A 23,151-nucleotide genomic window follows, 5' to 3' on the forward strand; every position below is an offset into this window, starting at 1 on the left:
CCATCCAATGGATGGGGCAAACAAAGCTATAGAGCAGGGTTGAAAATATACGAATGAAGTCTGAGCCTATAAACGCTCAATTACTGTTGAGATACCTTGTCCCATACCTATACACATAGTCGCTAAGCCTAATGTGCCGTCTTGTTGCTCAAGCACATTCATTAAGGTATTAGTGATACGCGTACCAGAACAACCTAACGGATGCCCTAACGCAATCGCGCCGCCTTTAAGGTTTACTTTCTCTTCCATCTTATCGAGTAGTTTCAACCCTTTAAGAACGGACAAACCTTGTGCCGCAAACGCTTCGTTTAGCTCAACATAATCAATATCATCAATGGTAAGACCAGCACGCTTCAAGGCTTTCTGTGTTGCCGGTACGGGACCATAACCCATAATAGAAGGATCACAACCGGCCACGGCCATACTAACAATACGTGCCCGCGGTTTAAGTCCTAAGGCTTCAGCTTTAGCGGCTGACATCACCAACATCGCTGATGCGCCATCAGAGAAAGCCGAGGAGGTACCCGCCGTCACTGTACCCACTTTAGGTACAAAGACAGGCTTTAAACCTGCTAAGGTTTCAACGGTGGTTTCTGGGCGAATAACTTCATCCGCCTCAAGTAGAGATTTAAAGCCATTCTCATCATGTCCTTCGACGGCCACAATCTCGCTATCCCACATACCATCAAGGTGAGCTTGATGGGCTAAACGGTGTGAACGCGCCGCAAATTCATCTTGCATCTCGCGGCTAATACCGTTCATTTTACCCAGCATCTCTGCTGTAACGCCCATCATCATTGCCGCTTTGGCAACTTGCTTAGACATTTGAGGGTTAATATCCACGCCGTGCATAATAGAGATATGCCCCATATGCTCTACACCACCAGCAATAAAGACATCGCCATTACCGGTCATAATGTTCTGAGCAACCGCATGCAACGCCGCCATAGAGGAACCACATAGACGGTTGATCGTTTGCCCTGCAACGGTATGGGGAATACCCGCTAATACTGCCGCGTTACGCGCAATATTAAAACCTTGTTCTTTTGTTTGGTTAACACAACCCCACATCACATCTTCGATATCAGCCGGATTTAATGCATCGTTACGCTCAAGAAGTGCCGTCATCATCGCTGCAGATAATGCCTCTGCACGTACATTACGGAAAGATCCATTTTTTGACTTACCCATTGGGGTACGCACACCGTCAACGATGACTACGTCATTTGGTTTCAAGTTCATTGTCTTACCCCTTAACCTTTAACTTCAGAAAAGTATTTATCGCCAGCGGCGGCCATCTGTTTCATTTTTTCAGTCGGCTGATACAGCGGACCTAAGGCTTCATATTTTTTAGCCATCTCACAGAAACCGGCTAAGCCGATCTGATCAAGGTAATGAAGCGCGCCACCTCGGAAAGGAGGGAAACCTATACCATAAACAAGTCCCATATCAGCTTCTGCTGGGCTTGCCACTATGCCATCTTCCAAACAACGAACCGTTTCAATACAAAGCGGGATCATCATACGTTCAACGATCTCTTCATCACTAAACTCGCGTGTTTCAGAGCTAATACCCGCTAAAAGCGCCGGTACTTCATCATCTACTAACTTCTTAGGCTTACCTTTTCTATCGAGTTCATAGCGATAGAAACCTTTGTTATTTTTCTGGCCAAAACGTTCAAGCTTAAACATGCGATCAATCGCATTTTCACCTTCATGCTGCATACGATCTGGGAAGCCTGCCGCCATAACCGCATCGGCATGATGGGCCGTATCTATACCCACAACATCTAACAGATAAGCAGGGCCCATTGGCCAACCAAAACGCTCCATCACCCGATCTACTTGTTGGAAATCTGCACCATCAGAAATTAAAGCGCTGAAACCACCAAAGTATGGAAAAAGAATACGGTTAACTAAGAAACCTGGGCAGTCATTAACAACAATAGGAGTTTTACCCATCGCTTTTGCATAAGCGACTGTGCGTGCCACTGCCTCTTCCGAGGTTTTCTCTCCACGGATAACCTCAACTAAAGGCATCAAATGAACAGGGTTAAAGAAGTGCATACCGCAGAAGTTTTCAGGCTTTTTCAACGCAGTAGCTAGATCAGTAATAGAGATCGTTGAGGTATTAGAAGTCAATACCGCACCTTCAGGTAGATGACCTTCCACTTCAGCCAAAACCGCTTTCTTCACATTTGGATTTTCTACAACCGCTTCAACTACAAGATCTACGTTAGAGAAATCACCGTAATTCAAGGTCGGTCTAATGCTGTTAAGCACTTGAGCCATTTTAGTGGTGTCCATACGGCCACGAGTGACTTGCTTATTCAGCAGTTTAGTCGCTTCATCTAGACCTAACTGCAAAGCAGCCTCATTGATATCTTTCATCAAAATAGACGTGCCTTTAGAGGCCGATTGATAAGCAACACCCCCCCCCATAATACCAGCGCCTAGCACCGCAGCCTGTTTCACCGGCTCGGCTTTGCTTTCAAAACCTTTGCTGACTTTCTTGATATATTGGTCTTTCATAAATAGACCAACAAGCGCCGCACATACTTCCGTTTTAGCAACTTTGACAAAGCCTTTAGCTTCTATTTCTATGGCTTTATCTCGTGGAAGGCTAGCATGCTTTTGAATCGTTTTTAGGACCGCCATTGGCGCTGGGTAGTGCGGACCAGCCTTAGCACCAATCACACCTTTAGCCGACTCAAATGCCATCATCTGTTCAATTTGATTTAACTTGATAGGATTAATTTTCTCATCACGTCGCGCTTGATAATCAAATTTTCCTGCAATACAGCCTTTCAATAGATCTAATGCAGCGTCTTTAACCCGTGAGGTTTCAACAACCGCATCTACCGCACCATCAGTTAGCGCGGCCTTAGCGCGTTTTTCACTACCGCCACAGATCCACTCATTAGCATTATCAACACCAATCAAGCGAGATAAACGAACAGTACCGCCCCAACCTGGATAGATGCCCAATTTAACTTCAGGTAGACCGACCTTAGCCTTGTCGCCCAGCACACGGTAATCGGTGGCTAAACAAAGCTCAAAACCGCCTCCTAGAGCTAAACCATTGATCGCCGCAACCGTAGGAACGGACAGGTCCTCAATCTGGTTTAATAAACCGTGAATATCTAACAAACCTTGAACCAACTCATCTTCATCGGATGAGAAAAAGCCCATAAATTCCGTGATATCAGCACCGACAATAAAACTATCTTTGGCACTGGATAAAATCACGCCACGTAGGCCATCAACACCTGAAAGTGTATCAATTGCCGTGCGTAGTTCAGCTAATGTACTCTGATCAAGTTTATTGATTGAATCGCCTTGACGATCAAACACTAGATCGTAGATTCCGTCTTCAATCGACTTTACTTGAATCGCTTGCCCTTCGAAAAGCATCTAAGTTGCTCCGTATTTTTTATTATTAAGCCCTGCGGTTTACGCCAGAGCTGTTTAAAATTAAGTAAAAGCGTTAAAGCTTGCCTTCAAGTTCAGGCACTGCCTCAAACAGATCAGCCACAAGGCCATAATCTGCCACCTGAAAAATAGGTGCTTCTTCATCTTTATTGATAGCGACAATAATTTTTGAATCTTTCATACCCGCTAGATGCTGGATAGCTCCAGAGATACCGACAGCGATATATAGATCCGGCGCAACCATTTTTCCGGTCTGACCCACCTGCATATCATTAGGTACAAAGCCTGCGTCCACCGCTGCTCGCGAGGCACCAACTGCAGCGCCTAACTTATCCGCTACCTTATTCAGCAACTCAAAGTTTTCGCCGTTACCCATACCACGACCACCTGAAACAACAATCGAAGCGGCAGTCAACTCTGGGCGTTCACTCTCAGCAATCTCTTCATTAACAAAACGAGAGGTTCCTGCATCACAAACGTCTGATAAGTTCACAACCTCTGCGCTACCACCCGCCCCTTCAACAGGGTCGAACGCAGTGCCGCGTACCGTCATCACTTTAATTGCATCTGCGGACTTAACCGTTGCTATCGCATTACCCGCATAGATTGGACGCTTAAACGTATCCGCTGACTCAATCGCCATAACATCTGAAAGCTGATTAACGTCTAGCAACGCAGCCACACGCGGCAGCATGTTCTTAGCTGTCGTTGTGGACGACCCTAAAATATGGCTATAACTCTCCGCTAAACCCTGCACTAACTTACTCACATTCTCCGCAAGCTGATGCTCATAGGCGTCATTATCAGCCACCAATACCTGTGCAACAGCCGGAATTTGAGCAGCTGCATCCGCAACGGACTGACAACCACTACCCGCAACAAGAAGATGAATATCTCCACCAATCGCTTGCGCAGCACTTAGCGTATTCAGTGTGACTGGCTTTAATTCATTATTATCATGTTCTGCAATGACTAGAATGGTCATAACATTCACCCCTATATCACTTTTGCTTCGTTGCGTAATTTTTCCACCAGCTCATCAACTGAACTCACCTTGATACCCGCTTGACGTTCTGCCGGCGGTTCAACACTTAAAAGTGTTAAATTGCTCGATACAGCAACACCTAACTCATCAGGGGTCAGTAGATCTAAAGGCTTGCGCTTAGCTTTCATAATATTAGGCAGGGAGGCATAACGGGGTTCATTAAGACGAAGATCCGTGGTCACAATCGCAGGCATCTGTAATTCAACCGTTTGCAGACCACCATCGATCTCGCGTGTTACCTGTACTTTGTCACCATCCACGGCAACCTTAGACGCAAAGGTACCCTGCGGACGATCCAGCAATGCTGCCAGCATTTGGCCCGTTTGGTTATTATCAGAGTCAATCGCTTGCTTGCCCAAAATAACCATACCAGGCGCTTCTTTTTCCACGACCTTCGCTAACAATTTAGCAACAGACAAAGAATCTGGCGCATCCTCAGTATCAACACGAATACCACGGTCAGCACCTAAAGCTAATGCGGTACGAATCTGTTCTTCGCAGCTTTTACTACCAATAGAGACAACAACAACTTCGTCAGCCACGCTGGCTTCTTTTAAACGAACGGCTTCTTCTATAGCTATTTCACAGAAAGGATTTAAAGCCATTTTGACATTAGCTAGATCAACATCGCTATTATCGGCTTTAACACGTACTTTGACGTTGTAGTCAATTACACGTTTTACGGCAACCAGTACTTTCATAACCGCCTCTTCTCATTGTTATTCGGCTTTCAGGGCTTTTTAAAAAAATGCGCCCTGTAAAGGTTTAGGTATAGCTAAATACTAGTACCTATGCCGAATTCAACAATAACAAAAAGCAGCGACTTCACTGACAAAAATTACCATTAGGCATCAAAAGCCCATTAAATAAGCCTTACAGAGGAGATGTTTTGCAAACAAATACGATCACAAATAACTTACAAACTGTCATTTAAGGGCATAAAGGCTGACGCACCTAAACCTAACCCTATAAATCGTTTGGTATTAAAAAATTACCTTTTCGTGCAAAGCTATTGTTTCTCTACAATATCTGTATGGATATACAATATATTTTTAGCCTTACACTATTTATGCTGGTTTACAGCGCTTCTTATCCAAAATGATGCTTGTATTGCAGCCATGCTTAAGTTAAAAATAGTTATAAATCAGACAGATGGATGTCTGGCATGAGTAGATATACAGACCCCCGTATATCAATTGTTAATGCGCATGCTCGTTTTGTCACGGAAGAGTTCGATTTAATTCTTTAGTTTCTCCTTCCTTTTCAAATAATTACATCTATTTTTAATCAATAGCGGTGTGGGTAGATACACGGCCCCCCGTATATACAAATGTTAGCGTGTCAACTAATTAATAAATCAGCGGTGTCTAGTTTTTGCGGATAACACGACATGTCGCCTGATTTAAAAACCAGAAATTTCCAGATAATATGGGTGCCACTACCAATTAGTGATAAACAAGAGAGAAAATGATGGACTCTACAGGTCTGACCGACAAGGAAATACTCGATATAGTTTTACCGCTAGCCAACCATACTGAGAATTCATGGAATGAAAAGAATTATAGTGAATTCATAAGGTATTTTATTGAGGAAGATCCATCAGAGCACTTTCCTGAAGAGGAATTCAATAGACAAATCGAGGAAAGTTACGAAGAATATGGTAAGCATACAATCGCCGATTTAGTGACAATCCATAGGAATCCTGACCACGTCATTGTGATATGGAAATTGGATCTTGAAAATCGTATAGAACCTGGTCTTTTAATCTACGGCTTTAAAAATCGAGACGGTCAGGTGCTAATCGAAGGTTGTTCATACCATGCCTAGTATCGACTTTTAAGCGAGACGTTAGGGTATATGATTGAGTGCTATATTTTGGCAGGAGTGTGTTTATTGCTAACCATTCACTCCATGGGAACCAAACTGCGGTCCACAATTTTGGGGTGCTTCGCACTTTACCCCAAAATTGCTCCCCTCCGTTTGGTCCCATGAGCTTGGCGTTGGTATGACTCCCACTGTCAAGTTTAAGCACAGTTCTACCTGCTTTTTCGTTTAAAGCCCTTTTGTTTAACTAAATAGAGTTAATGCATCGAATGAGGCCGGTAATTTCGTCGGTTTTCATGCTGGTATCCGTGGATTACTCACTCTTAAATGAGCAGCGCCTACCTTACTTATTCCCTCGTGGCACCGATCTTCAGTCTATGCTCGTGGATCAACTGTTTACACAGTTGCCTGCCTAACGCCGTCGGAGATTATGCCACTGCCGTGGCCTGATCCAATGCACTAACTCTAAACCTGTCATTATGCGGGAACTCTCGATAAACGTTTTGTTGGATCCACGAATTAAAGGGCTCAGCCCTTTACGACCTTAGTAAACTCTTTGGGAGTGTCTAAGCCAATAAAAATTATGCTACTGTTAATCATGCTGACCTCCGACTGGTATTGTTAACAGATACAGTATGGCTCTGGCTTTCAGCTAACCCACGAAAATGGAGGTCAGCACCTCGTGGGAGTCATTATGTCTAACTGACTTTTGAGGAAAGGCATTATGTCTGGTTTACTTCCCCCTATTCAGAATAACCACAGCGGTAAAGAGCGCCGTATTGGCGTTGAAATAGAGTTTGCTGGTGTTGATCCTAATACTGTTTTGGCGATGATCGTAGAGTTGTACGGCGGTACATCGCAAGAAAATCATCTTTTTGACTATATTGTTCAAGATTCATCTTTAGGTGATTTCATTTTAGAGTTAGATTCATCTCAGTTTAAATCCCTTGGTGACTCGATAAGTGAGTTCAAAGAAGGTGGCCCACCAAGTCAGTCTGAATCGATGGCTTTACCTATCTTATCGAAGGTTGCAGAATCCTTGGTGCCATGGGAAATTGTGACCGCACCTATTGCACTGAGCGACTATGAAAAATTATTGCCTTTAGTGTCGAGTTTGCGGAAAGCTGGTGCATTAGGTACACGACATTCTTTGTACTATGCATTTGGGTTACATCTGAATCCTGAGGTGCCCGAACTCTCCTCAGAAACAATTTTATGTTATTTAAGGGCTTATTGTTGCCTTTACGATTGGATAGATGACAAAGAAAAAGTTGATTGGGTAAGAAAAATAACGCCCTATATTCGTCACTTTGATAAAGACTATATTCTGCATATATTACCCAGTGACTACCAGCCGGATATGAATCAGCTGATTGATGATTATTTATTTTTTAACCCCACTCGTAATCGCAGTTTAGATATGCTGCCCTTGTTTACTTTTATTGATGAACAGCATGTCAGAGCAACAATTAAAGATAAGCGGGTTAATGCGCGCCCTACCTTTCATTATCGTCTGCCGAATTGTGATATTGATAACCCTAACTGGAATGTCGATTACCCTTGGTTATTGTGGTTGGAAGTTGAAAAACTGGCGAATGACAAAAATAAACTAAGCGAGATGTGTAGCGCGTATCTGCAAGACTTAGATCGACTTACTCACAGTATTGATAATCAATGGTTAAAAAAATTAAATCATTATTTCGATAAGCAAGTTCAAACTTAAACCTCGAATTATTTACTTATGACTCGCCCATTGATTGCCGTGACCGGCCCTGACAAAAAACTCAAATTTGGTTGGTGGGCTACCCGCTTTGTTTTATGGTTGTGTGGAGCTCGCAGCTGTTATGTAACACCTTCTAATCCTCAACTTATCAATGCTGTTGATGGTGTGGTGATTGGCGGTGGCGACGATATTGAACCTCAGCATTATGGTGAGGTGGCCCCCGTAGGAAAAGATGGAGATTTTAGCCGTAGCTATGACCCAGCAAGAGATCAGCTTGAAATTGCAATGATTAAAGCCGCTTTAAAATCCAACGTGCCTATGTTGGGTATTTGTCGAGGCGCTCAACTGATTAATGTGGTCTCAGGGGGGAACCTGTATCAAGATATTAGACCCTTACGTTCAATAACGCCTAACCGTAACAGTGCGTTTATTGTGAAATTGGCCCTAATAGAAGAGCACTGCATTTTAAAGGGTATATTGAACAAGGCGGTCGTGAAAATAAATAGTCTTCACAGTCAAGCAGTTAACCGAATCGGTAAAGGGTTAACGGTTTCAGCCTATGATAAAGACGGCTTTGTACAAGCATTTGAACACAGGCAAAAATTATTTCTTATTGGTGTTCAGTGGCATCCGGAATACCTGCCTCATCATGCGGTTCAAAGAAAGCTATTCAAAAAAATGGTGAGCGCAGTGCAACAACAGAAAAATAAAATAACGCCTGATGTTTTTAATGAAATCCACTCTAAATAGACTATGTTAAGTTATTGGCTATTGTTTGGTAGCGCCTTTTTAGCAGCAACCATTTTTCCCTTCTACTCAGAAATATTATTAGTCACTTTGTTAACGCAAGGTAAGTCTGTTTGGATGGTATGGCTATTTGCCACGACGGGTAATTCATTGGGGGCGGTGGTTAACTGGGTGTTGGGGCGTTACCTTTTGTATTTTCAAGATCACCGCTGGTTTCCTTTTAAAGCGAAGCAGTTAAGTGGCGCGCAACGCTGCTTTCAACGCTATGGTGTGTGGAGTTTATTGTTTGCTTGGTTACCTATTGGCGGCGATGCGCTAACATTTATTGCTGGTATTATGCGTGTCAATTTTTGGGCCTTTTTTATATTGACGGCTATAGGCAAAGGTCTGCGTTATTGGTTTGTCATTTTGATTGCACAGGGCGTATTCCAGTAAAATAATTAGGGTCAAAGCCTGAGGAATTCCCACTATCTAACTAGATAGACATCCACTTTAAAATACCCCCGTGTGCTTTCCTGAATGAATTTTTAATGTGCGGTAGTGACCCGTGTGATCAGGCAAGATTGAAGAATGGAAAGCCGGGAGCCATTTGAATTGTAGAGCGAAGAGTATTTACTTATTCTGTCTTGGTGGCAATCAATATACCCAAATACAGTAGAAGATGACTTGAATTCTGAAAGACCTTTGGGGGGGGGCAGGTCTTGCATAGTGCATGCTGGGTACTAATACCTAACTAGGCCATATTCTTTTAAGTTGATGATTGTTGTTTTTGACAGACTTTCACAAGGAGTATAAATATGTCACGACCGCTAAAACTTAAAGGGAGCAGAGCCCTTTAAGTTTGTATTGCCACCCTGCAAATATCTATAAATCAAATAGATGGATGTCTGGCATGGGTCGATACAGATCCCCGTATATACAAATGTTATATTTCAGAGAGCTCGGTGCACATCTATGCTTTTATGGAGAATTCGAATAATTACAACATGTTCCTTACCAAACTCTTTGTAATAAATGAGTCAAAGTGCTCACCTAATGTAACACTTGTATTTTTCGCCATACTGCCCCCCAGTACCAATATTTCACATACTTTGGTATCAAAAACATATCAAGTCAATTAAGAAAGACAAAAACAGGGCCAAGTCTTGCTTTTTGCGATACATAAAACGACAAGCGAGAGCTGACTCCTTACATAGGGCTATTAGTCACCCTCATCCTTCTCAACGTCTTTCGGGTAAGTGTTATAAGGGGAAAGATGATTCTATTCATAACATTGGGGCATTCCAGACAACTGGGAAACTAGCCGTAAATATTTAAATGAACCTAAGGCGAATAACATAATGACTTACATTACACTAGCGGTGTAAGGAAAAAGGCGTATCCCATTGGAACTTGCGAATTACTCTATCGAATTACTACTACTTTTATTTTTGGTATCGGTTGTCGCCGGACTCCTTGATACATTGGCAGGTGGCGGCGGGTTAATATCAATACCCGCCTTAATTTTGAGCGGTGTTCCCCCTTTGGCTGCACTGGGGACCAACAAATTACAAGGTTGTATGGGGACGGCTACAGCGTCTTATATGATGCTTAAAAACAAAAGAATACGCTGGAACAACGTGAAGTATCTAATGTTAACAGCGTTTGTAGGCGCAGCATTGGGAACTATCGCTGTGCAGTTTATAAATACAGATATATTGGCATTTGTTATTCCCATTGTTCTTTTATTTATCGCTATCTACTTTCTTATATCGCCAAAACTCATTAAAACTCAGGGTGTCGCTAAATTAACCAACACAAAGTATAAAAATATAGTTGTCCCTTTTATTGGTTTTTATGACGGTATGTTTGGTCCCGGTACGGGCTCTTTTTTCGCCCTATCGGGTAATCTATGTCGAGGTCATGACCTAATAACATCTACGGTCATCGCTAAACCCTTAAACTTTGCGACCAATATCGCGTCTTTAATTGTATTTTTAGTGGCCGGTCATATTGTTTGGGTTGTTGGACTATCGATGATGCTGGGGCAATTCATAGGTGCATGGCTTGGCGCCCATTGTTTGTTCAAAATTAAGCCCGCCTATTTAAGAATCATTGTCGTTCTTATGTGTAGTGCTATGCTATTAAAGTATGCTGATTCAATGGGATGGGTTGTTTTCGCCTAACAAACCCTTCAAAAGGGAAAATAACGGTGGGTTTTGGGTAGTTACTTAACGTTAAGATCTATTAATAGCACGCTTGAGTAACGAGTGTTTCTCGTTTCTCACTGCTTGTAAGGTTTGTATGTTTACTTCTTTAACGTCCAGCATGATTGCTTTTGCTGTTGCCGCATTGGTGATTATCATTGCCGGTAGCAAGTTGGCAAAATTGTCAGATTCATTAGCTGACCAAACAGGCTTGGGCGAAGCATTATTTGGGGTTTTACTCTTAGCGGGAGTTACCTCATTACCTGACTTTGCAGCAACACTCACGGCGGCCATTGATGCTCGCCCCAATTTGGCTATGAGTAATGTCATGGGGAGTATGGCCGCTAATCTTGTCTTTCTGGCTGTGGCAGATATTGTTTATCGTAAAGCCAATTTGGAACATGCGGCAGCCTCTGCCGTTAATCTGATGCTCGCTGGCTTGCTCATTGTTTTGTTAACCTTGCCTTTACTGGCTATTTTTAGCCCCTCTATTACTTTTTTTAATATTCACCCCATTACACCCGTAATTATTATCGCTTATATATCCGGGTTGCACTTAGTTCTGCATACGAAAACAAAACCTATGTGGTTCCCTCGACAAACATGCCAAACAGTTGCAGACCAACCTGATACGCGCCATAGCAGTAATTTAACCTCCGTGTGGATAACGTTTATCTGCATGGCTGCGTTAACGGGGATAGCGGGTTGGGTTTTAATGGAATCAGCAAAACAGATAGCCGATCAAACGGGAATTTCTGAAACGTTAATGGGTGGCTTTTTCACCGCGCTTGCCACTTCTACACCCGAGCTAGTCACCACGATTGTTGCCATTCGTATTGGTGCTTTAACCCTTGCCGTCAGTAATATTTTTGGCACTAACTGCTTTAATATGTTGGTGGTTGCCGCTGCTGATGTAGGTTATACCCAAGGTTCTATCTATCATGATATGGCTCCTGTCCAAGTCATCTGGGCTTTGGTGAGTATTTTAATGACAGCGACTTTACTCTTAGGCATGGTGCGACGGCAGACTTATGGCATTGGTAAAATCGGGTTTGAGAGCGCCCTTATTTTAGCGATCTATGGTATTGCTTTGGGCTTCGTTATCTTAAGTTAAGTCATTAGCCTACGGGGCTAAGTCTCACTTATTGCAATACATAACAGCAAGTGAGGTCTGTCTTTTGTAGGAGGTCAGAACCTTATGAGCAGCCTCCGTTAAACTGTAGTAAATTCATATCTGTAAGCTGATAAGAAACAGCAAAAACAAGCCCCTATTCTTCACATAAAGCCTGCATCGCAGATGCTTTAAAAAATAGCCCTATTTCAACACTGGGTGTTCCGCTACCTATACAAGGTATTTGTCAGGCTGTAGATCAAAAAATAAAAGTCGAGCGTTTGTCATGGTAGCGTATACTAAGAAAATCAATCGGGCTGCCATTATTTGATGCGTTGAACATAGGGCAACATATGAATTCTTTAATTTCGTTAGACCGTCTCCGATTTCTATTCAATCGTTTTAGTGAAAGACTATGGGTGCGCCCATTGGCGGTCTGCTTTTTATCCATTGCAGCGGTCTTTGCAGCGAAATTGATAGATGGCTCCGTTGTAGCGAATCAAATGCCTTCTATTGCTCAAGATTCAGTTGAAACTTTACTTTCACTGCTCGCATCCAGCATGTTGGTAATCGCTACCTTTTCGGTGGGTTCAATGGTATCGGCATACGCCGCTGCCAGTAGCTCTGCCACCCCTCGCGCTTTCTCTTTAGTGGTTGCTGATGACGTATCCCAGAATGCTCTTTCAACCTTTGTTGGGGCATTTATTTTTAGTGTAGTTGCTCTAACTGCGGTAAAAAACGCCTTCTATAATCAAGCCGGCTTATTCAGCCTTTTTGTGCTTACCACCATTGTATTTGCAGTAGTGATTCTGACTTTTGTGCGCTGGGTCGATAATATCGCGCGGCTGGGACGGGTGGGATCGACCATTGAAAAAGTTGAAAAGGCAACGGAAAACGCTTTTATTAGACGACGAGATAAACCTAGGCTGGGTGGCATATCCGTATCAGACATTACCAGTAAAGGAGTAGATGTTTTCTCACCAACGATTGGTTATGTGCAGCATATTGATATGGCGACCCTTCAGGATTGGGCACAACGTGTTGATGCACATGTCGTAGTATCAGCATTACCCGGAACACTCACTACAGCCGATAAACCTTTAGCGTCAGTGCATATGTTATCATCTGCATTGTCCAACATAGATTGCACGGGCCTTATTAAATCATTCCACATTGGCCACGACCGAACGTTTGAAGATGATCCTCGCTTTGGCTTAGTCACGTTATCAGAAATTGCCGCACGTGCTTTATCGCCTGCCGTCAACGATCCTGGAACAGCGATAAAGGTAACGGGGTCGCTGGTACGTTTAATTTCGCTCATTGATCAACCCGAGCAAACAGAAAGCAAACCTAAATATGACCGTATAGCCATTCCAGAGGTTGCCTTGCAGGATATGTTCGATGATGCTTTTACGGCTATAGCACGCGATGGTGCGGGTGTAATAGAAGTATGTATTCGTTTACAAAAAGCGTTGAGCTCTCTTGAATCTCTTAACAATAAGGAAATCAAAAAAGCGGCCCAATATCACCGACGTTTAGCCCTTAAACGGGCATGTAATGTACTTGATATAGAAGAGGATTTAATCGCTATTAAAAAAGCCGCACGCGAAGATAAATCAATGTGATATTCAGATATAGATTAAGACAGAGCAAGCCTAACAGATGACAGCTATACTCACTTTTTTTACAACCTTGGCCTGTATAGTGACGTTACTTCCCTTTTCACGTCATCCCCACTGGGCCATCAGGGGAATGGATTTCCCACGCCTACAATTTACTATTTTTATAACGGCTTTATTGATAGCTAATTTTGTTTTCCTTAATAAACAATCCCCATTAACCTGGGTTGTAATCTCAATCACTGCGCTTTGCCTAGTCTGGCAGCTATGGTGGATATTACCTTATACACGTTTATGGCCCCATGAAGTAAAAGAGACTAAGGAGAGTAGCCCTGATAAGCAAATCAGTATTATGACAGCTAATGTTCTAACGCCTAACCGAAAGGCCGATAAGCTCATTAAGTTAGTACAAACGCATAAGCCCGATGTGCTTGTAACACTCGAGTCTGATCAGTGGTGGGAAGATCAACTCAAGGTGGTGGAAGTAGATATGCCACACAGCATAAAGTGCCCATTGGATAACCTTTACGGCATGCATGTGTTTTCACGGTTGCCCTTAAGTAACCAAGAAATAGCTTACTTGGTCGAGAAAGAAGTTCCGTCCATACACACCACCTTAACTTTAGACTCAGGTGATAAAGTCCGCATGCACTTTATGCATCCTGCCCCTCCTAGCCCTACCGAAAATACAGAATCAGCAGAACGGGATGCTGAATTAATCATTGTGGCTAAAAGTGTTGCTAAAAGTAATCAACCTATCATCGTAACAGGGGATCTTAATGACGTGGCGTGGTCTGCGACAACCCGCCTCTTTCGTAAAATAAGCGGTCTGTTAGATCCGCGAGTCGGACGGGGAATGCTGAATACATTTCATGCGGATCTACCTTTTCTACGTTGGCCTTTAGATCATCTATTTCATAGCCAACACTTTACCCTAAACTCCATTAAGCGTTTACCGCCAATCGGTTCTGATCATTTTGCTTTACTAACTAAATTAACTCTGTCATCTACAGCTGGGGCTGACCAAGCGGGGTTAGATTCTAATGCGTCTGATCACAACTGGGCTGAAGAAATAACCGAAAACCAAGGCGTTAGCATAAATGATGTTCCACAATTAGATGATAGTAAATAAAATCGGCCACTATAAAGGATATTTATCACGTCGTTTAGATAGTATATTTATCAACCACCAGCACCGTACAGACAAACGTTATGTTTAAGACACGATGAATAAAAACATCTTAGTCACAGCAGCAAGGTACTCGTTTCCACATGAAGCGGAATTAGCTCGCTCTAGTTTAGAAGCAAAGGGGATTACAGCCTTTGTTGCAGATGCTCATACGATAAATATGCAGTGGTTGTATTCTAATGCGCTAGGTGGCGTTAGGGTGCAGGTATATAAGAGAAATTTGGAAGCGGCACAGGCTATATTGAATACTGATTATTCATCATGTGTAGAATCCGAAGTCGATTGCGACGAAGAACCTAAGTGCTCAAAGTGCGGAGGAGTGCTAGAGCCATATACAAAAGGCAAACGGCCCGCATTTGTTGTTTTCATCCTATTTGGCTTTCCGCTCTTTTTTTATCAACATGGGCTACGTTGCACTCATTGTGGTTATTTCACCCAAACATAATCCATTAGCTGGCTCGCTTAGCGTATGCTTTTATCCTCCCTTATAGAAATACTCTGCTAAAAGCATAAAAACCCGTAGACTAAAAGTCTGCTGTTTTTTTTATTTAAGCTGCTAAATAGCATTAGCGGATGCGCCTAGACTTTATGCTTTTAATGACTATAAGATTTATAAATATTTTTTCAGCGTGAATGCACCACGTAGATCGCCCACGGAGAAGCCGGTTGCTTTATCTTCTGGGTATAGTGCTTGTAGGCTTTCCTGCAAGGCTGGCTTGATGTTACTGCCATGGCAGCCTAAACACTGGTCCGCTACTGGAATCGCTTTCATCATTCGGAAGACCTTACGGCCATCTTCATCCACAACGACTTGTGAAAAGCCTAAGGTTTTTAAATTAGCGCCTTGCTGAGTTTGTTTAGCAAACTGTTCTAGTACCTGTTTTTCCCATGCATCGGGTGCATTATCAGGGTTACGTAGTTTTAAACTGGTGCGACCGATCTCCCAATCTGATGATTCTGATACCTCATGGGTCAGAGGCATCGCTTTTGTATTACAAACGGCAATGGCAGCGGGTGCCCCGCCTTCTTCTTTCGCTTTTTTCAACTCGCCCATTAAGGTAGAAGCTAACTGCATAATAACCTGTTTAGCTTCAGTCTGAAGCTCAGGGATATTTACAGTGAACTCTTCAGCCTGAATCGAAGGGGCTGTAGCTATAGCTGCTGCAGCCAAAATAAGTGCTTTCATACTTAATGCCTCTTTGCATCCAATCTGTCTAATGCTACAAAGTATATAGCAATATACTAGATTAGAAAACACTAATATATATTAAACCTACTCAAAGTCTCTTAGCTGGCAGGTTTATTCTGTAAAAATTGCATAAACGCTTGCTGAGCTTCAGTTGAAGACAGACATTCGTAAAAAAGCGTACCCTCTTCATCCATTACTTGATGTAACTGCTGAAGGTAGGCTTTTTTCATTAACATTTTAGATGTTTGGACCGATTGCGAAGGCAGCCGTGCTAATCGTTCAGCACGAGCACGGGCGCATTTGAGTAAAATATCGCAGGTTACAATCTGGTTGATTAAACCAATCTCTTGGGCTTTTTCAGCATCAAAAGGCACACCTTCAACCATCATTTCAAACGCCTGCCGATGGCTGACCATTTGCGGAAACAGTAAAGTAGAACCCCCTTCTGGAATAAGGCCTAATTTAACAAAGGGCATTTGACAGTTTAAATCATCGGCAGCCACCACAAGATCGCAATGTAGCAACATGGTAGAACCTATACCTACGGCATTACCTTGAACGGCGGCAATAATTGGTTTTTTACACTCAGCTAATTGGTGTAAAAAGCCAATAATAATCTTAATTGCATCAGTCCCATCACCGACAGATATGAAATCTTGAATATCATTACCCGCACAGAAACTAGTTCCCTCAGCACGAATAAGAACCACATTGATCTCTGAATTTTCAGATGCAGAATCTAACAGTTGAGTTAGCTGCTCATACATAGAAAGGGTCAATGCGTTCTTTTTTGCTGTTCTGTTTAAAATAATCTCCAGAACATCCTTATTCTGCTCTGCTAGGACAAATTCATTCATAGGAATTCTCAATCAGATCTGATGTTTTATAAGAGATACAGTTATTATTTATCAATATAATGTTTGGGCAGATAGGTTTTAATCATTTCGCTGCTTTGGCCCCAGACATGGCAACTATTGAGCATAAAATTTGCGCCCTCTTTCAGAACCCCTTCACCCCCCTCTTTACCTGAACTTGGCCATATCGCTTGTATTGCTGTCGTTGCCACAACCGGTAATAGGTCATTCAGGTGGGTACAACCCGCCACACCGCCTAGCAATGCTCTGGCCTGTTTTTGCCACCCAGGTCCAATACGGGAGCCTTCCAGCTTTTTGAACGCAGAGGTAATCTGGCTACACATGCGAAAAGGTGATTCATCTATGACTGGTTCGACATGATGTATATGTAAGCCTTTATCAAGGGTCACCCGTATGCTGATATCGTGAAACGCTTCGCCACCTGCCACATAGCCACCCCGTTCGGCGTTATCCACATTATGGGTTTTAACATCCGTCATCCGCGCTTCTATATCCCATAATTTATCGTCACGTAGATAACCAGTACAAACCACTGTACGGGTATGTTGAGCCGTTCGACGAGAAGGTTTAGATAGTGACATTAGCTCGTTCCTTGCTCAGCTGGCATCAGGTTGTGGCGATTTAAGCATTCGACGTAAAATTTTACCTACATTCGATTTAGGTAGGTCATCTGCAAACTCAACCTGTTTAGGCACTTTATAGCGCGTGAGTTTATCTTTACACCAATTGCGAATATCTTCGCGGTTCAAATCAGGATCACTACTCACAACAAAAACTTTAACGGTTTCACCCGTTTTAATATCGGGAACACCAATAGCGGCACATTCGATCACATCGGGGTGCTGGGTAACGACATCTTCAACTTCATTAGGGTAAACATTAAACCCAGAGACGATAATCATGTCTTTAGCGCGATCAACGATTCGATAGTAGCCATCTTCATCTAACGTGGCGATATCACCGGTAATAAAGTAGCCATCGTCGGTGAAAGAACATGCTGTTTCTTTTGGACGCTGCCAGTAACCTTTCATCACCTGCGGACCTTTAACACAGAGTTCGCCCGCCTCACCAATAGGCACGTCTTCGCCATCAGTACCAATTACGCGGATATCCGTATGGAGCATCGATAAGCCAATGGTGCCTATGCGGTTCGCCAACGGTGGATTAAAACAGACCGCCGGTGAGGTTTCGGTTAAACCATAGCCTTCGGTAATATCGCAACCGGTTTTTTCCTTCCACAATACTGCTGTTGATTGGTTTAGCGCCATACCTCCCGACGCGGTAAATTTAAGGTTACTAAAATCCACATCTAAGAACTTTTCATCATTACACAATGCAATAAAAAGCGTATTCAAGCCGACGAAAGTGCTCATCTTCCATTTATGCAGCTCTTTGATAAAGCCGGAGATATCACGTGGATTGGGAATTAAAACACTGTGACCACCCAGCAGTGATACAACCTGAGCAACGGTAAAGGCATAAATATGATAAAGCGGCAGCGGAGAAATGACTGTTTCTGTCCAATCAACGCCGGGTACTGTGAGTCGATTTTCAGCCTGCAACATATTAGAAATTAGATTGGCGTGCGTGAGAACAGCACCTTTTGATACGCCTGTAGTGCCGCCCGTATATTGCAATACAGCCGTGTCACCGGGAACAACTTCAAAATGTTCAGGCGTTTCACCTAAATATTTTAAGAGCACTTCTCGTAAAGGGAGCGCATCCGGCAGATAGAAATTGGGTTCCATCTTTTTTAAATATTTAACAGCGGCGTTAAGTATATTACGCTTAACAAATCCGTGGAGATCGCCAACTTGGGTTACGAACAAGTGCTCTATCTCAGTATTTAACAGGATCTCTTCTGCCTTATGCGCCATACTTTTGTGAATAATCAACGCTTTTGCGCCAGAATCACAAAACTGATGCTCCATCTCACTCGCGGTATAGAGCGGGTTTGTATTAACAATCACTAAGCCCGCACGTAATGCACCAAAAAGTACGACCGGGTATTGAATAAGGTTAGGAAGCTGAATCGCAACGCGATCGCCCGGCTGTAGATTAGTCTCCTTTTGCAAATACACCGCAAACGAGGCGGAAAGGCGATCGAGTTCGTTATAATCTAACGTTCGTCCAAAGCTCGTGTAAGCGGGTTTAGGGCCAAATTTTTCACATGTATACGCTAGGACATCGAGGATTGTTTTAAATCCGTAATGATTGATATCCGCTGGTATTTGATCCGCTGCAGGTAACTGCTGCACCATTGCAGGCTCCTCGTATAATTATTTTTATCGAGAACCTTGTCGGTTCTAGTATGTTGTAACACGCTAAAGGAACTGTAAGCTACTGCTTAGACCCCCTTCAATTACTGAATTTATGCAACCGGAAATAACACCGCTAATTTGGTTGCCAGCATAATATCACCATCGGCCTGAATGCGACCGGTCATAAACGCTTGCATTCCATCGGTTTCACCAGACATGACCTCTTCTAGCGTAGTACTATCCATACGTAAAGTCACAGTAGGTTCGTCGCTACTACCTTCAGCAACCGCGCAGCTCCCATCTTGAACTGTAACAAACCATTCACCGCCATCACTAATATCATACTGAAAAACAGCGTCAGTACCCGCCGCCGCAGAGGCGTCAAACCGTTGTTCCATTTGAGTGAAAATTGCGTTTAAATCTGCCATGTTCGTGACCTCATTTTTATTATGACTGTTTGCATTTTGTAGTTTGTAACGCGTCGCATTTAGCTTCAGTAGGCCGCGCAATAAGGTGCGTCCTACTGGATTATTTAATACCTTTTTCATCTACCTGCCTTCAAAAGCATGATTAAAATGTAAAATGCTCTTGTTCCATAGACATCAGATTATCTGCACCGGATTGCATAGTAACGACCAAAGAGCGAGTACGCGGCAGAATACGCTGAAAATAAAATTGGGCTGTAGTCAGTTTAGCTTGATAGAAAGCAATATCACCTTCTCCTTCAGCTATTTTCTCCTGAGCAACTTTCGCCATCCGAGCCCAGAAATAACCTAACACCACGTAACCTGAATACATTAGATAATCAACAGAAGCGGCACCGACTTCATCACGATTTTTCATCGCTTTCATGCCAACTTGCATCGTTAATTCACCCCACTCTTTATTCAAATCAACAAGCGGCTGCGTGAACTTTTGCATTTCGGGGTTATCAGTTTCCGCCTGACAGAATTTATGCATGATTTTAGTAAAGCCTTTAAGCGCTTCACCTTGAGTCATCAATACTTTACGTCCCAGTAAATCGAGTGCCTGTATCTGGGTTGTGCCTTCATAAAGCATTGATATACGGCTATCACGTACATTTTGCTCCATGCCCCACTCTGCAATATAGCCATGACCACCAAATATTTGTAATCCATGGTTAGCTGATTCAAAACCGACTTCGGTTAAAAACGCTTTTGCTATAGGTGTTAAGAAAGCCAATAGGGCATCTGCGTCTTTTTTCTCGTCACCCTCACATAACTTCACTTTGTCCACCAGCTGAGCGCAGTAATAGATCATCGCACGGCCTGCTTCAGCAAACGCCTTTTGTGTCAGTAGCATTTTGCGTACTTCAGGATGAACGATAATAGGGTCGGCCGCTTTATCAGGGTAGGCTGGGCCATTTAATGCTCGCATCTGTAAGCGATCTTTAGCGTAGGCTAATGAGTTTTGAAACCCCCATTCGGCATGAGCTAATCCTTGCAGTGCAGTACCTAAACGTGCGGTATTCATAAAGGTAAACATACAGTTCAAACCTTTATTGGCAGGACCAATCAAGTAACCGGTCGCCCCATCAAAATTCATAACGCAGGTTGAATTACCATGAATACCCATTTTGTGTTCTAAAGAACCACAGCTAACCCCGTTACTCTCATTCAAAGCATCAGGTAAGTGCTTAGGAACAATAAAAAGCGAAATACCTTTTGTGCCAGCAGGGGCATCAGGAAGACGAGCTAATACGATATGGATAATATTTTCCGCCATATCATGCTCACCAGCAGAAATAAATATTTTCGTACCCGACACTTTATAGCTGCCATCAGCTTGAGGTTCTGCTTTGGTTCTCAGCATACCTAAGTCAGTACCACAATGAGGTTCTGTCAGGCACATGGTGCCGGTCCATTCACCTGATATCAATTTGGTCAGGTAGGTCTCTTTCTGTTCATCCGTACCGTGAGCATCTAACGTATTCATCGCACCATGGCTTAAACCTGGATACATACTCCATGACCAATTGGCCGTACCTACCATCTCATTAAGTACAATACCTAGAGACTCAGGTAAACCCTGACCACCCCACTCTGTTTCATGGGCAAGGGATGGCCAACCACCCTCAACAAACTGCTGGTACGCTTCTTTAAAACCATCGGGTGTTGTCACTACACCATCATTCCAAGTACAGCCTTGTTGATCTCCTACTTGATTCAATGGTGACAGAACGCGCTCAGAAAATTTGGCACCCTCTTCCATAATTGCTGCCACCATATCGGGTGTTGCTTCATCACAACCCGGTAAGCTTTGGTAATGTCTCTCAGCATCAAGAACTTCGTTAAGTACGAAATTCATATCACGCAGTGGCGCTTTATATTCTGGCATGACCTGTATCCTCAATATTATTTTTATAGCGCTAAGTGGTATTTATCACTTGAGCAATCGCTGCAAAGTACAATCTAAATCGGCAGCTCTGTTGTTCAGATATACTTAAGGATGGTCGATAGACTCAATTTCGCCAATAACAAAAGCTACCATTATTAATGACAAAAAGTAGCACGCGTTTTAAAACACCTAAGTTATAAGGCTTAACAAGGGAGAGAGAAGAGCTATAAATACGAGACTGACCGCTTGAGTGTAACAATATCCTTCAAATAACATTGCGGTGCACAATAGAAACAAAAAAGCCGACACTTTCATGTCGGCTTTAAGTATTTTAAAAAACAGGCTTATAGATAATTAAATAGACTTAGATCTTTAATGGCCGCAAAGCTAGCGTAGGACGCTTCAAGTGCAGTTTCCTGCAATGTGAAAATACTAATGGCTTCGTTATAATCCATATCTTCGAATGAGGAGCGCGCTTCCTCAGTGAAGAGAATATAATCTTCATTAACTAAAAGCTGCTGCTCTAAGGCATTGATGCGACCACCGATACTGGTACGTGCAGCAATATTTAGCTCCTCAATACCGGACAAGTTCGTTAAGATTTGATCCATCTTGGTATTAAATAACTCTTTTCCGCTTTCCGTTGTAAAATCTGCAGTGTCTAGCTGCTCTTTCAAATCCATCGCTGTATTAAGAATATTATGTTGATCGAACACATCTAAGGTCGCAGTCCCTTCGTTAGCTCCACTAACATCTAGTTCAACACCAGCAATAGTCAAGGTTGGCGCATTAGGGTTAGTGGATAGATCATAACCATTTAGGCTAACAGCCGGATCTTCTGCAGTAACAAACTGGCCATTTTTATCCGTTACTGTTAGTAAACCAGCCGCATCCACTGTCATCGTTAATGGACCATTGGCGCCCATATAACTACCAAAGGCTTCCGCATCACCTCCATCAATATCTATATTCGAAACCATAGAAACCGTTTGTGTCAGATCGGCTTCTATGTAACCTGGCACCATCGCTACTTTTTCAAATATTTCAAAACCTGAATCAGTTGAGGCGACCTTATTCTCAGGGCCCACCTGTAGGTAACGCTGGCCGTCATCGCCATTAAATTCATAACGACCATTACTTTCGTTATAGGTATAGGGCTGGGTAAAACCTTTATTACCCGCAAACAGATATTCACCTTGAACATCTTTAGTGTTCATCAGGCTGGATAAGGACTTAACGATCTCCCCAACTTCAGAAGCGATAGAGATACGATCACCATCACTTAGCACTCCATTTTTACCTTGGAGCGTTAATTCTCTTAGGCGAATGGATAGGTTATTGATCTGATCGATGGTGGTTTCTTCTAGACTCAAACGTCGGTCAGCGACTTCGATATTCGCTGAAAACTGCTCTGTTCTAGCGATCTCTTTTTTGAACTTTTGAATCTGAGCCGATGCTAAAGGATCATCCGATGGTTGCAATATTCGCTTACCAGTCGAAAGCTGCTGCTGTGTTTTGAATAAATCTGCGCTGCCTTTATTAAGATTATCAATATTACTCAGAAAAATTTGCTGTGTAGAAATTCTCATGGCT

At 42.9% G+C, this 23,151-nt stretch carries 21 protein-coding genes; 9 read left to right on the forward strand and 12 right to left on the reverse strand.

Annotated elements, in window-relative coordinates; all coding sequences use genetic code 11:
• Positions 1-66 precede the first annotated feature (66 nt).
• The 4 genes from fadA to ACOQOE_RS15515 form a co-directional block, all read right to left on the reverse strand.
• Positions 67-1,242 (reverse strand): acetyl-CoA C-acyltransferase FadA, encoded by a 1,176-nt coding sequence (gene fadA, locus ACOQOE_RS15500; RefSeq protein ID WP_420554411.1) that lies wholly within the window; start codon positions 1,240-1,242, stop codon positions 67-69.
• Positions 1,243-1,253: 11 nt separating this feature from the next.
• A complete protein-coding gene (gene fadB / locus ACOQOE_RS15505) occupies positions 1,254-3,413 on the reverse strand; it encodes a fatty acid oxidation complex subunit alpha FadB (RefSeq protein ID WP_420554412.1) in 2,160 nt (719 codons plus the stop codon).
• Between the two features lie 73 nt (positions 3,414-3,486).
• Complete coding sequence (locus tag ACOQOE_RS15510; RefSeq protein WP_420554413.1) at positions 3,487-4,416, reverse strand: electron transfer flavoprotein subunit alpha/FixB family protein; 930 nt, start codon at positions 4,414-4,416, stop codon at positions 3,487-3,489.
• An 11-nt stretch (positions 4,417-4,427) separates the two neighbouring features.
• Positions 4,428-5,177: an electron transfer flavoprotein subunit beta/FixA family protein gene (locus tag ACOQOE_RS15515; RefSeq protein WP_420554414.1), complete on the reverse strand. Its 750-nt coding sequence runs from the start codon at positions 5,175-5,177 to the stop codon at positions 4,428-4,430.
• Between the two features lie 766 nt (positions 5,178-5,943).
• Here ACOQOE_RS15515 and ACOQOE_RS15520 point away from each other — a divergent pair.
• From ACOQOE_RS15520 to ACOQOE_RS15535, 4 genes are all read left to right on the forward strand, one after another.
• Entirely contained in the window at positions 5,944-6,303 is a 360-nt protein-coding gene (locus tag ACOQOE_RS15520) for a hypothetical protein (RefSeq protein WP_420554415.1), read from the forward strand.
• A gap of 721 nt (positions 6,304-7,024) precedes the next feature.
• Positions 7,025-8,023 carry an amidoligase family protein gene (locus ACOQOE_RS15525; protein WP_420554416.1) on the forward strand — a complete coding sequence of 333 codons (999 nt, stop codon included), beginning with the start codon at positions 7,025-7,027 and terminating at the stop codon, positions 8,021-8,023.
• A gap of 18 nt (positions 8,024-8,041) precedes the next feature.
• Positions 8,042-8,773, forward strand: coding sequence for a gamma-glutamyl-gamma-aminobutyrate hydrolase family protein (locus ACOQOE_RS15530; protein WP_420554417.1), 732 nt, complete (start codon positions 8,042-8,044; stop codon positions 8,771-8,773).
• Between the two features lie 3 nt (positions 8,774-8,776).
• The gene (locus ACOQOE_RS15535) at positions 8,777-9,205 is read left to right on the forward strand and encodes a YqaA family protein (RefSeq protein WP_420554418.1); all 429 of its coding nucleotides are present in this window, start codon (positions 8,777-8,779) and stop codon (positions 9,203-9,205) included.
• A gap of 544 nt (positions 9,206-9,749) precedes the next feature.
• Here the strand turns inward: ACOQOE_RS15535 and ACOQOE_RS15540 are convergent.
• Entirely contained in the window at positions 9,750-9,830 is an 81-nt protein-coding gene (locus tag ACOQOE_RS15540; RefSeq protein WP_420555491.1) for a type II toxin-antitoxin system ParD family antitoxin, read from the reverse strand.
• A gap of 325 nt (positions 9,831-10,155) precedes the next feature.
• Between ACOQOE_RS15540 and ACOQOE_RS15545 the strand changes: the two genes are divergently transcribed.
• The 5 genes from ACOQOE_RS15545 to ACOQOE_RS15565 all read left to right on the forward strand — a co-directional run bounded on the left by ACOQOE_RS15545 (position 10,156) and on the right by ACOQOE_RS15565 (position 15,320).
• Complete coding sequence (locus ACOQOE_RS15545; RefSeq protein WP_420554419.1) at positions 10,156-10,935, forward strand: TSUP family transporter; 780 nt, start codon at positions 10,156-10,158, stop codon at positions 10,933-10,935.
• Positions 10,936-11,053: 118 nt separating this feature from the next.
• Positions 11,054-12,070 carry a sodium:calcium antiporter gene (locus ACOQOE_RS15550; RefSeq protein WP_420554420.1) on the forward strand — a complete coding sequence of 339 codons (1,017 nt, stop codon included), beginning with the start codon at positions 11,054-11,056 and terminating at the stop codon, positions 12,068-12,070.
• Positions 12,071-12,420: 350 nt separating this feature from the next.
• The gene (locus tag ACOQOE_RS15555) at positions 12,421-13,692 is read left to right on the forward strand and encodes a DUF2254 domain-containing protein (protein WP_420554421.1); all 1,272 of its coding nucleotides are present in this window, start codon (positions 12,421-12,423) and stop codon (positions 13,690-13,692) included.
• Between the two features lie 127 nt (positions 13,693-13,819).
• Positions 13,820-14,818: an endonuclease/exonuclease/phosphatase family protein gene (locus tag ACOQOE_RS15560; RefSeq protein WP_420554422.1), complete on the forward strand. Its 999-nt coding sequence runs from the start codon at positions 13,820-13,822 to the stop codon at positions 14,816-14,818.
• Positions 14,819-14,912: 94 nt separating this feature from the next.
• Positions 14,913-15,320 (forward strand): DUF2007 domain-containing protein, encoded by a 408-nt coding sequence (locus ACOQOE_RS15565; RefSeq protein WP_067867110.1) that lies wholly within the window; start codon positions 14,913-14,915, stop codon positions 15,318-15,320.
• 165 nt (positions 15,321-15,485) lie between these two features.
• Here the strand turns inward: ACOQOE_RS15565 and ACOQOE_RS15570 are convergent, their stop codons facing one another.
• The 7 genes from ACOQOE_RS15570 to flgL form a co-directional block, all read right to left on the reverse strand.
• A complete protein-coding gene (locus ACOQOE_RS15570; RefSeq protein WP_420554423.1) occupies positions 15,486-16,061 on the reverse strand; it encodes a Tll0287-like domain-containing protein in 576 nt (191 codons plus the stop codon).
• 101 nt (positions 16,062-16,162) lie between these two features.
• Positions 16,163-16,921, reverse strand: a complete 759-nt coding sequence (locus ACOQOE_RS15575) for an enoyl-CoA hydratase-related protein (RefSeq protein ID WP_420554424.1) — start codon at positions 16,919-16,921, stop codon at positions 16,163-16,165.
• Between the two features lie 44 nt (positions 16,922-16,965).
• Entirely contained in the window at positions 16,966-17,520 is a 555-nt protein-coding gene (locus ACOQOE_RS15580; protein WP_420554425.1) for a DUF2889 domain-containing protein, read from the reverse strand.
• A gap of 15 nt (positions 17,521-17,535) precedes the next feature.
• The gene (locus ACOQOE_RS15585) at positions 17,536-19,200 is read right to left on the reverse strand and encodes an AMP-binding protein (protein WP_420554426.1); all 1,665 of its coding nucleotides are present in this window, start codon (positions 19,198-19,200) and stop codon (positions 17,536-17,538) included.
• A gap of 110 nt (positions 19,201-19,310) precedes the next feature.
• Positions 19,311-19,748, reverse strand: a complete 438-nt coding sequence (locus ACOQOE_RS15590; protein ID WP_420554427.1) for an SCP2 sterol-binding domain-containing protein — start codon at positions 19,746-19,748, stop codon at positions 19,311-19,313.
• A gap of 22 nt (positions 19,749-19,770) precedes the next feature.
• Positions 19,771-21,558 carry an acyl-CoA dehydrogenase C-terminal domain-containing protein gene (locus ACOQOE_RS15595; RefSeq protein ID WP_420554428.1) on the reverse strand — a complete coding sequence of 596 codons (1,788 nt, stop codon included), beginning with the start codon at positions 21,556-21,558 and terminating at the stop codon, positions 19,771-19,773.
• 344 nt (positions 21,559-21,902) lie between these two features.
• Entirely contained in the window at positions 21,903-23,147 is a 1,245-nt protein-coding gene (gene flgL, locus ACOQOE_RS15600; protein WP_067867122.1) for a flagellar hook-associated protein FlgL, read from the reverse strand.
• Positions 23,148-23,151 lie beyond the last annotated feature (4 nt).

Origin of the sequence: Neptuniibacter marinus, assembly GCF_965223595.1 — a bacterium.
GTDB classification, from domain to species: Bacteria; Pseudomonadota; Gammaproteobacteria; order Pseudomonadales; family Balneatricaceae; genus Neptuniibacter; species Neptuniibacter marinus.